The organism is Bradyrhizobium sp. GW821-FHT13H05 (genome assembly GCF_058804065.1).
Window position 1 is genome coordinate 976,922 of record NZ_JBXAPO010000001.1, and the last position, 9,793, is coordinate 986,714.

The following is a 9,793-nucleotide window of genomic DNA, read 5'->3' on the forward strand; positions in this document are numbered from 1 at the left end:
GATGCCCGGGACAAGCCCGGGCATGACGACCTTGTGTGTGGGGCCGGTGTACACCTGCATCATCATCTCAATTCCTGATGTCCATGGCGCTGCGCAGGCCGTCCGAGAGCAGATTGAAGCAGATCGAGACCGCGAAGATCATTGCGCCCGGAAGCGCGGCGACCCACGGATTGACATAGATCGCCGTGCGCAGCGTGTTCAGCATCAGGCCCCATTCCGGCTCCGGCGGCTTGGTGCCAAGGCCGAGGAAGGAGAGACCGGCGGCCAGGATCATCGAGACCGAAATGAGACTGGTGGCATAGACGAAGATCGCGCCCAGCACATTGCCGAGGATGTGCACCCGCATGATGGTGAAGGGACCCGCGCCGGAGGCACGCGCGGCCTCGACGAAGTCCATGTTGCGCACGCCTGTCGTGACGCTCTCGGCGACGCGGGTGATCTGCGGCACGAACACGACGGTCAGCGACACGATGGAGTTGAGAATGCCGGCGCCGAGCGCGCCGGAGATCGCGATCGCGAGCAGCACGGAGGGGAACGCGTAGAACACATCGATCGTGCGCATGATCGCAGTGTTGAGCTTGCCGCCGACATAGCCGGCGACGAGGCCGAGCGAGGTGCCGATGCAGAAGGCGAGGATAACTGGCAAAATGCCGATGACCAGCGACAGCCGCCCGCCATAGATCAGCCGCGCCAGCATGTCGCGGCCGAGCTCGTCGGTGCCGAGCGGGTAGCCTGATGTGCCGATGTGGCGCAGGCGGCGGATCATCGAGCCCTTGTAAGGATCCTCAAGCCCAAGCCATGGTGCAAGGATCGCGGAGAGGAAGATCAGCAGCAGCACCAGCGCGCAGGCCATGCTGACCTTGTCGCGGGCGATGCGGCGGCCGACGGTCGCCCAATAGCCGCGCGCCTTGGTCGCGGGTGCGGCCTGCAGCGCGGCATCGGCAGTGGCTGACAACGGAAGCTCGCTCATCGGCTGGCTCCCTGAAGATTATGGCTCGATCGGTGCAGGCCAAGGCGGCGGTGCACCTCGCCCACTTGCGGGAGAGGTCGCGCCGCAGGCGCGGGTGAGGGTTCTCTCGTCTTGGGGGTTCTCGCCAGAGGAGACACCCTCTCCCCAACCCTCCCCCGCAGGCGGGGGAGGGAGCGCACCTCTTGCATGGCTACAGCTGGGCTCATCGGCTAGCCCCGCTTGATGCGCGGGTCGATCGCGGCTTGTGCGATGTCGACCAGCAGGTTGAGGAAGACGAAGAACAGCGCCAGGATCAGGATCGTGCCTTGCAATAGCGGCAGGTCACGCTGGAAGATTGCGGAGTTGAGCAGGAAGCCCGAGCCCGGCCAGGAGAACACGGTCTCGATCAGGATCGAGCCGCCGAGCATGTAGCCGAGCTGGAGCCCCATCACCGCGAGCGCGGTGGGCGCGGCGTTCTTGATGACGTGACGGAACACGCCGGTCTCATGCAGGCCTTTGGCGCGCAACGCCTCGACGAAATCTTGGCTGAGGATGTCGCCGGTGAGCGCGCGTACGGTGCGGGTGACGATGCCCATCGGAATCACGGACGTCGTGATCGCGGGCAGCACGAGATATTGCAGATGCGCCCAGTCCCAGGCCCAGGAGTTGGAGCCGTTGGGCCCGGCGCCGACCGCGGGCAGCCAGTTCAGCTGCACCGAGAAGATGATGACGAGCACCATGCCGAGCCAGTAATGCGGCACCGAGACGCCGCCGATGGCAAAGGAGGTCGCGACCTTGTCGATCCAGGTCTCGCGGAAATAGCCGGCGATCAGGCCGAGCAGGATGCCCATGGTGAAGCCGATGATGGCGGCGGCAATCGCGAGCGTAACCGTGTTGCCGACCGCGCGCATGACTTCGGCGAGCACGGGGCGCCCGGTGGCAATGGAATTGCCGAGATCGCCATGAAGGGCACGAAGCAGCCAGAGCCCGAACTGCACCGGCAGCGGCCGGTCGAAGCCGTAGGCGGTGCGGAGCTGCGCCGCGAGCTCCTGCGAGGCGTCGGCGGGCAGCACGGCGACGAGCGGATCGCCCGGCGTGATGTGGACGAGCAGAAAGCACACCAGCGCCACGCTGATGACGATCGGGATGACATAGACGATGCGTCTGGCGATATAGGCGAGCACGTCGGATTCTTTCTTCCCTTCTCCCCTTGTGGGAGAAGGTGGCGCGCAAGCGCCGGATGAGGGGTTCTATCCGCGGGCAACATTGCGTCGGTCGAGGGGCCCGCATTCGCGGAGAGAGACCCCTCACCCGGCTTCGCTAACGCGAAGCCACCCTCTCCCACAAGGGGAGAGGGTGCACTGAGCGTGTCGCGCGAGCGAACTACTGCATCGACACCAGCGAGAAGTCGATGAACCAGCTCTTCGGCTGCACCACGCCTGTCACCTTCGGGCTGATGGCGCGGGGGCCGACGTCGTGGGCGACGTAGAGGAAGGCGGCATCGTCGACCGAGGCCGCGTGCAGCTCGGCGAGCGCAGCATCACGCGCGGCGGGGTCGAAGGTCTGGCGTGCCCTCTTCACCAACTCGTCGAACTTGGGATTGTTGATGAAGCCCCAATTGTTCGAGACCGGCGGCGCCATGCCCGATTGCAGGAAGCGCACCAGCGCGAAGTACGGGTCCATCGCCGCATAGGTGACGTTGATGGCGTTGGAGCCGCGGGCCGACGGATCGCTGGCACCCTTGCGCCAGTTGGCACTAAACAGCGTGTTCCACTCGATGACGTCGAGCTGCACGTCGAAATAGCATTCGGCCAGCGCCTGCTGAAGATACTCGTTCATCGGCAGCGGCAGCATCTGGCCCGAGCCCGAGGTCGAGGTCTGGACCTTGACCGTCAGCTTCTTGTTCGGTCCGAAGCCTGCCTCCTGCATCAGCTTTTGCGCGGCCGGCTTATCGTATTTGATCTCGAAGGTCGGCTTGCCACGCCAGGGATGGCCGGGCTCGAAGGTGCCGGTCGCCGGCACCATCAGGCCGGCAAGCAGGCCGTCCTTGAGGCCCTCGCGATCGATACAGAGGTTGGCGGCCTTGCGCACGCGGATGTCGTTCCAGGGCGACCCCTCGATGCGCGAGAACTGCCACGGCCAGACATGCGGCTGTTCGTTGGCGTAGAGCTTGAAGCCGCGCTGCTTCAATTCCGGCAGCGCGTCCGGCGCCGGCGCCTCGACCCAGTCGACCTGCCCCGAGAGCAGCGCCGCGGTGCGGGCGTTCGCCTCCGGCATCGGCAACAGCACCATCTTGTCGACCTTCGGCACGCGCGCCTTATTCCAGTAATTCTCGTTCTTCACGAATTCGAGCCGCTCGCGCGGGGTCAGGCTCACCATCTTCCACGGGCCGGTGCCGGCGGCGTCCTTGGCGAACGCAGTCCAGGCGGCCTGCGACTTCGCCTTGGCATCGGCGCCTTCGGCCTTGTCATAGAAATGCTGCCACTTCGCCGGGCTCGCCATGAAGAGGTTGGTGAGGTTGATCGGCAGGAAGCTGTCGGGCTCCTTGGTGGTGAGCTCGACTGTCATGTCGTCGATCTTCTTGGCGGAGGCCAGCGTCGGCATGCGCGAGGCGGTGACGCCGACCTGGCTGGGGTCGAACTGCGGCGCGTCCTGCTTCAAGACCTTGTCGACGTTCCACACCACCGCGTCGGCATTGAACGGCGAGCCGTCATGGAAGGTGACGCCGGGGCGCAGCTTGAAGGTCCATTTGGTCTTGTCGGCGTCGTCCACCTTCCACTCGGTGGCAAGGCCGGGGATCACCACGCTCGGCTTGTCGGCGGAGGAGAGGTCCCAGCCGGTCAGCGCGTCATACATGGTAAGGCCGGTGAAGCGGTTGCCTTCAAAACCCTGATCCGGCTGGCCCAGCGTGCGCGGAATATCGGCTGCGGTCATGCCTATGCGCAGCACGGTCTCCGCGCTGGCGACGCGCGGCCATGCGGCCGCGCTGCCGAGCGCCAGAAGCGCAATCAGCGCCGCGCGGGTCATGTTTTTCTTGATAGGCATTACCTCAGTCCTTTTCCTGATATCGATGACTAATTTTGATGCAATCGTATGCAATGGCTATGCCAAGGAGAAACTTTTTCTGCAAATTGCTCCTGCGACGACAAGTCCTTGTGATCGGATGTAGGCACGAGCACCAAGTTGCCTATTCTGGCATCAAGCTTGCAAGTTTAGCTCCGAAATCTCCTGGGAGCTTTGGGCCATGCGTATTCGTTTATCGACCTGTCTCGCCGTGCTTGCGCTGGCAGTTTCCGCAATCTCGGCGCGCGCCGAAACGGTGGTGCGTTACGGCATCTCGATGGCGGACATTCCGCTGACCACAGGCCAGCCCGATCGCGGCGCCGGCGCCTATCAGTTCACGGCCTACACGATCTATGATCCGCTGGTGGCGTGGGAGATGGACGTCGCCGACCGTCCGGGCAAGCTGGTGCCCGGCCTCGCCACCGAATGGAAGGTGGATGACACCGACAAGACGAAGTGGCGCTTCGCCCTTCGCAAGGGCGTGAAGTTTCACGACGGCAGCGAGTTCAACGCCGACGCGGTGATCTGGAATCTCGACAAGGTGCTCAACGACAAGGCGCCGCAATTCGACAAGCGCCAGAGCGCGCAGGTGAAGACCCGCCTGCCCTCGGTCGCGAGCTACGCCAAGATCGACGATTCCACGGTGGAGATCACCACCAAGACGGTCGATTCCTTCTTTCCCTATCAGATGCTGTGGTTCCTGGTGTCGAGCCCGGCGCAATACGAGAAGCTCGGCAAGGATTGGGACAAGTTCGCCAGCCAGCCCTCCGGCACCGGCCCGTTCAAATTGACGAAACTGGTGCCGCGCGAGCTTGCGGAGCTGACCAAAAATCCGGACTACTGGAACAAGAAGCGCATCCCCAAGGTCGACAAGCTCGTTCTGGTGCCGATGCCGGAAGCGCTGACGCGCACCAATGCGCTGCTCGCCGGACAGGTTGACCTGATCGAGACGCCGGCGCCGGACGCCGTGCCGCAGCTCAAGGCTGCCGGCATGAAGATCGTCGACAACGTCACGCCGCATGTCTGGAATTATCATCTCAGCGTGCTGCCGGGCTCGCCCTGGACCGACATCCGCCTGCGCAAAGCGCTCAACCTCGCGATCAACCGCGACGAAGTCGTCGGCCTGATGAATGGCCTTGCCAAGCCCGCCAAGGGCCAGGTCGACCCGTCGAGCCCGTGGTTCGGCAAGCCGAGCTTCGAGCTGAAATACGATCTCGCCACGGCCAAGAAGCTCGTCGAAGAAGCCGGCTATTCAAAAGCAAAACCGCTGAAGGCCACCTTCATCATCGCGCAGGGCGGCACCGGCCAGATGCTGTCGCTGCCGATGAACGAATTCCTGCAACAGAGTTTCAAGGAGATAGGCATCGAGATCGACTTCAAGGTGGTCGAGCTCGAGACGCTCTACACGCATTGGCGCAAGGGCGCGGCCGACGAGATGAACGCCGGCATCACCGCCAACAACATCGCCTACGTCACGTCCGATCCGCTCTACGCCATCGTCCGTTTCTTCGCCTCCGACCAGATCGCGCCCGTGGGCGTCAACTGGGGCGGCTACAAGAACCCGAAGGTCGATGCGCTGATCAACGAGGCCAAGCAGACTTTCGACACCGCCAGGCAGGACGATCTGATCGCGCAGGCGCATGCATTGATCGTCGACGACGCCGTACTGGTCTGGGTCGTCCACGACACCAACCCGCACGCGCTGTCGCCGAAGGTGAAGCAGTTCGTGCAGGCGCAGCACTGGTTCCAGGATCTGACGACGATCGGGGTGGAGTGAGGCTTCAAACACCGCAATCGTAGGGTGGGTTAGCGTAGCGTAACCCACCATGCTTTCTGCGAATGCGGAACGAAGTTGGTGGGTTACGCCTCGCGAACTGCGCTTCGCGCAGTCGCGCGGCTAACCCACCCTACAGATCTGCCCCCTACTTCGTCAGCAACGCAAACGCCCCGTTCCAGCCGTCCGCCGGCGGATTGAGCTGGAAATCCTTGATGCGCACTTCGTAGAGCCCGAACAGCTTTTCCAGCGTGTCGGCGTCCTCACTGCGACGACCGCGCTCGATGGCGTCGAGCGCGCCCTGCCAGTCGCGGTTGCGGTAGCAGCCGAGCATCTCGATGGTGACGTTGCGCAGGCGCTGGAAGGCGCCCGAATGCATCACGTCCTCGCGGCCGGCGATGGCGTAGATCACCTCGGGCTCGGTCTTGCCCTTGACCATGATGAAGTCGAGCTCGATGATCGCGAACTTGTCCTTGGCGGCGAGCGCCGTCCGGGATCCGACGATGATCGGGAAACCGTATTCCTTCGACTGTCCCTCCAGGCGCGAGGCGAGATTCACGCTGTCGCCCAGCACCGAATAGTTCTTCTTCAGGTCGGAGCCCATATTGCCGACGACGCCGATGCCGGTGTTGAGGCCGATGCCGACATTGAGCGGGATGTAGACATGGCCGCCATCGGTGGCCTCCTGCTGGCGCTCCTTGTTGACCGCGTCGATCTGCTCCAGCATCTGGATCGCGGCCTCGCAGGCGTTGACCTCGTGCTCCTTGTCGTCGATCGGCGCGTTCCAGAACGCCATGATGGCATCGCCCATGTATTTGTCGATATAGCCCTTCTGATCGATGATCACGTCGGTGAGCGGCGTCAGGAAGCGATTCATCAGCGCGATCAGCCCTTGCGGATCGTGCTTGTAGCTCTCCGAGATCGTGGTGAAGCCGCGCACGTCGGAGAACATGATCGTCATCTCGCGCTCCTCGCCGCCGAGCACCAGCTTTTCCGGCGACTGCGCCAGCTGCTCGACCAGCACCGGCGACATGTATTGCGCGAACATGCCGCGGATCTGCACGCGCTGGCGCTGCTCACGCACGAAGCTGGCGAAGATCAGCGTCAGATAGATCGCAGTGGTCGAGAGCAGCGGATAGGTGAAGTCGATCAGGTAGCGGCGCTGCGTGTAGTAGAACCAGGATACCCCGACCAGGATGGCCGCGAAGGCGGCGCCTGCAAGCACGAGGCGCACGGGGCCGAGATTCGGCGTGAAGATGATGACGAGCAGGCCGATGACAAGCGCGGCCAGCAGCTCGACGTCGAGCGCGTAGTTGGGCTGCGAGATCACCGCGCCGCTCAGCACGCTTTCCAGCACCTGGGCATGGATCTCGACACCCGGCATGGTCGACGACACCGGCGTGGTCTTGATGTCGTTCAAACCGACCGCGGAGGTGCCGACCAGCACCAGCTTGCCGGCGATCTTGCTCGGCGACACGGTGTTGTCGAGCACATCGGCGGCCGACACATAGATCGCAGGATCCTGGCGCGCATAGTGCACCCAGAGCTGGCCGTTCCTGTCGGTCGGAATCTCGACGCCCTTGAGGCGTATCGCCAGCACGCCCGCCGGGTCGGTTTTGACCAGCAGTGTCGGCGTTCCCGTGACGACCCGCAGGATCTCGAGGCTGAGCGAGGGCATGATGTTGCCCTGCGCTCGCATGATCAGCGGCACGCGGCGGATCAGGCCGTCGCGCTCGGTCTTGATCGAGAACAGGCCACGGCCGGCCGCGACCTTCTCGATGACGGGCACGTTGCGGAGCAGGCCGGGGAATTCGAACAGGAAGCGTTCGGAATTCTCCTCGCCGACGGTGGCGACGCCGGTGAACGGCAGCGTCTTGTCGAGCTCAGACGAGATCGCCCGCTGCCCGGTCTCGCCCAGCACCACGCGCGAGCGCTTGATCGCGTCGGCGAGGATCTGGTCGTTGCTCGGCAGCTCGCGCAGCCTGGCACGGGTGGCGTCGTCGAGATAGCGCATGTCGCTCGCGACCAGATCCGGATTGAGCCGGTCGGCTTCCGAGAACACCATGTCGAAGCCGATCACGACGGCGCCGTTGCTGGTGAGGTTTTGGATCAGGTCGGCAATCCGCGTGCGCGGCCACGGCCACTGGCCGAGCCTGGCGAGGCTTTTGTCGTCAATGTCGACGATGGTGACCGGCCGCGCCGCCTTGTGGCGCGGATCGATCAGCTGGAACATGTCGAAGGTGCGCAGCCGCAATTCCTGCACCGGCGGCGGATCCCACAGGCGCGCGCCGGCAAAGATGACCAGGAGCGCCAGGCACATCAGCCGCGCAAAGCCGAACTTCCGCGTGAACCACCGCCGCAGGATCTTGAGACGTTTCATTTCAGTCCGACGTCCTGCCCTAAACCACGCTTGAGGCGCCGATCATGCAGCGCCGGCGCGTAATTGGCTATTCCCCTGGCGGGAAGGATTATGGATTTTTTGCCGCGGTCAGGACGCGCGCGATTGCCTTCCGGCGCATCGCTAGGTGATGTGGGTCCCGAAGATGAAATCGGTGGTGCTGAGGTTTGCCAGGGCGACGTTCTTGAGCAGGATCGTCTCGTGGTTGTCGAGCGTCAGCAACGTACCGCCGTTCTGCTCGGTCGGGGCAAGATCGTTCAAGGAGCTGATGCCGCTGAACTGCCGCAGGTCGATCTTGTCGAGGCCGAACTCGAAATCGTTGACGGTGTGCAGGACCGTGTCCTGCGACGCCGCCGGCCCGAACACGAACTGGTCCTTGGCGGCACCGCCGACCAGCGTATCGCTCGACTCGGTGGCGAAGATCACGTCCTTGCCGCCGGTGCCCTCCAGGGTGATGCCCTGGCTGTTTTCGCCCTCGACGAAGATGAAGTTGACGGTGTCGGACAGGCCCGTGGTCGTATCCGTCACCTTCACCGTGATCTGGTCGGTGTCCGGCGGCACGGGGTATTCATCGGTGCTGGCGCCGGTCGGCTCGTAGCTGATGCCGTAGCCTTCCGCGAGGCCGGTGTTAATCTGGTCGAGCGAGCCGGACGTCGGATCAACACTGACGCTGCTGGTATCCGGATGAGCGGTCGACACCTCCACGGTGAAGACGTCGTTTGCGGCGCCAGCATCGGTGTCGGTGACCACGAGATCGGTAATGACTTCGGTGACGTCGCCCTCACGGAGGTGCGTGACGTGGAAGCTGTCGGTGTTGATGACCGGTCCGCTGGCCTGCGGGCTTTCGGGCGCGGTCACTTCCGTATCGATCGTGGTCAGCTTGTCCGAGATCGGCGTGGTGCCGCCGGTGCCGCCCGTGATGTCGGTCGTCGCCGCCGAACCGGCGTCGGTGATCTCGCCGGTATAGGTATCGTCGAGCGCATGGACGCCCAGCGTGCCCGGCGTCCCCGTGAAACCGTCGGCCGGGACGAAACGGAGCAGCGCGTCGGTGCCGAGCACCAGCGCATTCCCCTCGCTGACCGCTCCAATCGTGACCCACTGATCTGTTCCGGCGACCTCGTATTGCCAGACGCCCTCGGAAGCCAGGGCGCCGTCATACGTCACCGCGATCGCCTGGAAGCTTGAGTCGGCGTCGACGTCGGCGAACTTGCCGTCGAAGATGGCGCTGATGGTGCTGCCGCTCGGGTTGCTGTTGTCGCCCGCTACGGCGTCGAGCGAGGCGTCAGCGAGCGTCGGGGCGTCATTGACGCCGTTGATGGTCACAGTGACGTCCTGGGTGACCGAAGCACCGTGATTGTCGAGGAAGGTCACGGTGTAGACCTCGGTGATCGACTGGCCCCGGGCCAGCGATTGCAGCACCGTGTTGCTGTTGTCGAGGCTGAAGTGCCAGCCGAGCGTCGCGCCGTTGTCGGTGTCGGTGTTGAACTCGGCCACCGACGAATCGATCGTGAACGTCCCGAGCGAGGTGCCGTCGTCGAAGCCGGGCAGGCTTGCGCTCGACGTCGACGACTTGAACACGGCGCTTGCCGTATGAGTGTCGATCAGGTCG

6 protein-coding genes are annotated in these 9,793 nt (G+C 64.0%); 1 reads left to right on the forward strand and 5 read right to left on the reverse strand.

Going from position 1 to position 9,793, the window contains the following annotated elements:
- Window positions 1-67: 67 nt before the first annotated feature.
- The 3 genes from AC1RR3_RS04580 to AC1RR3_RS04590 all read right to left on the reverse strand — a co-directional run bounded on the left by AC1RR3_RS04580 (window position 68) and on the right by AC1RR3_RS04590 (window position 3,994).
- Window positions 68-970, reverse strand: coding sequence for an ABC transporter permease (locus AC1RR3_RS04580; protein WP_492819730.1), 903 nt, complete (start codon window positions 968-970; stop codon window positions 68-70).
- A 209-nt stretch (window positions 971-1,179) separates the two neighbouring features.
- Window positions 1,180-2,133: an ABC transporter permease gene (locus AC1RR3_RS04585; RefSeq protein ID WP_492819732.1), complete on the reverse strand. Its 954-nt coding sequence runs from the start codon at window positions 2,131-2,133 to the stop codon at window positions 1,180-1,182.
- A gap of 199 nt (window positions 2,134-2,332) precedes the next feature.
- On the reverse strand, window positions 2,333-3,994 hold the full coding sequence (locus AC1RR3_RS04590; RefSeq protein ID WP_492819734.1) for an ABC transporter substrate-binding protein: 1,662 nt from the start codon (window positions 3,992-3,994) through the stop codon (window positions 2,333-2,335).
- A 199-nt stretch (window positions 3,995-4,193) separates the two neighbouring features.
- On the opposite strand from AC1RR3_RS04590, the gene AC1RR3_RS04595 reads away from it, so the two are divergent.
- Complete coding sequence (locus AC1RR3_RS04595; protein WP_492819736.1) at window positions 4,194-5,789, forward strand: ABC transporter substrate-binding protein; 1,596 nt, start codon at window positions 4,194-4,196, stop codon at window positions 5,787-5,789.
- A 145-nt stretch (window positions 5,790-5,934) separates the two neighbouring features.
- Here the strand turns inward: AC1RR3_RS04595 and AC1RR3_RS04600 are convergent, their stop codons facing one another.
- Window positions 5,935-8,166, reverse strand: a complete 2,232-nt coding sequence (locus AC1RR3_RS04600; RefSeq protein WP_492819738.1) for a CHASE2 domain-containing protein — start codon at window positions 8,164-8,166, stop codon at window positions 5,935-5,937.
- Window positions 8,167-8,307: 141 nt separating this feature from the next.
- The coding region (locus AC1RR3_RS04605) for a VCBS domain-containing protein (RefSeq protein ID WP_492819740.1) at window positions 8,308-9,793 on the reverse strand (1,486 nt) is incomplete at its 5' end.

Bases quoted from the DNA above. Each gene is read 5' to 3' on its own strand.
- AC1RR3_RS04580 (WP_492819730.1), bottom strand. From the start codon at position 970: ATGAGCGAGCTTCCGTTGTCAGCCACTGCCGATGCCGCGCTGCAGGCC.
- AC1RR3_RS04590 (WP_492819734.1), bottom strand. From the start codon at position 3,994: ATGCCTATCAAGAAAAACATGACCCGCGCGGCGCTGATTGCGCTTCTG.
- AC1RR3_RS04595 (WP_492819736.1), top strand. From the start codon at position 4,194: ATGCGTATTCGTTTATCGACCTGTCTCGCCGTGCTTGCGCTGGCAGTT.
- AC1RR3_RS04600 (WP_492819738.1), bottom strand. From the start codon at position 8,166: ATGAAACGTCTCAAGATCCTGCGGCGGTGGTTCACGCGGAAGTTCGGC.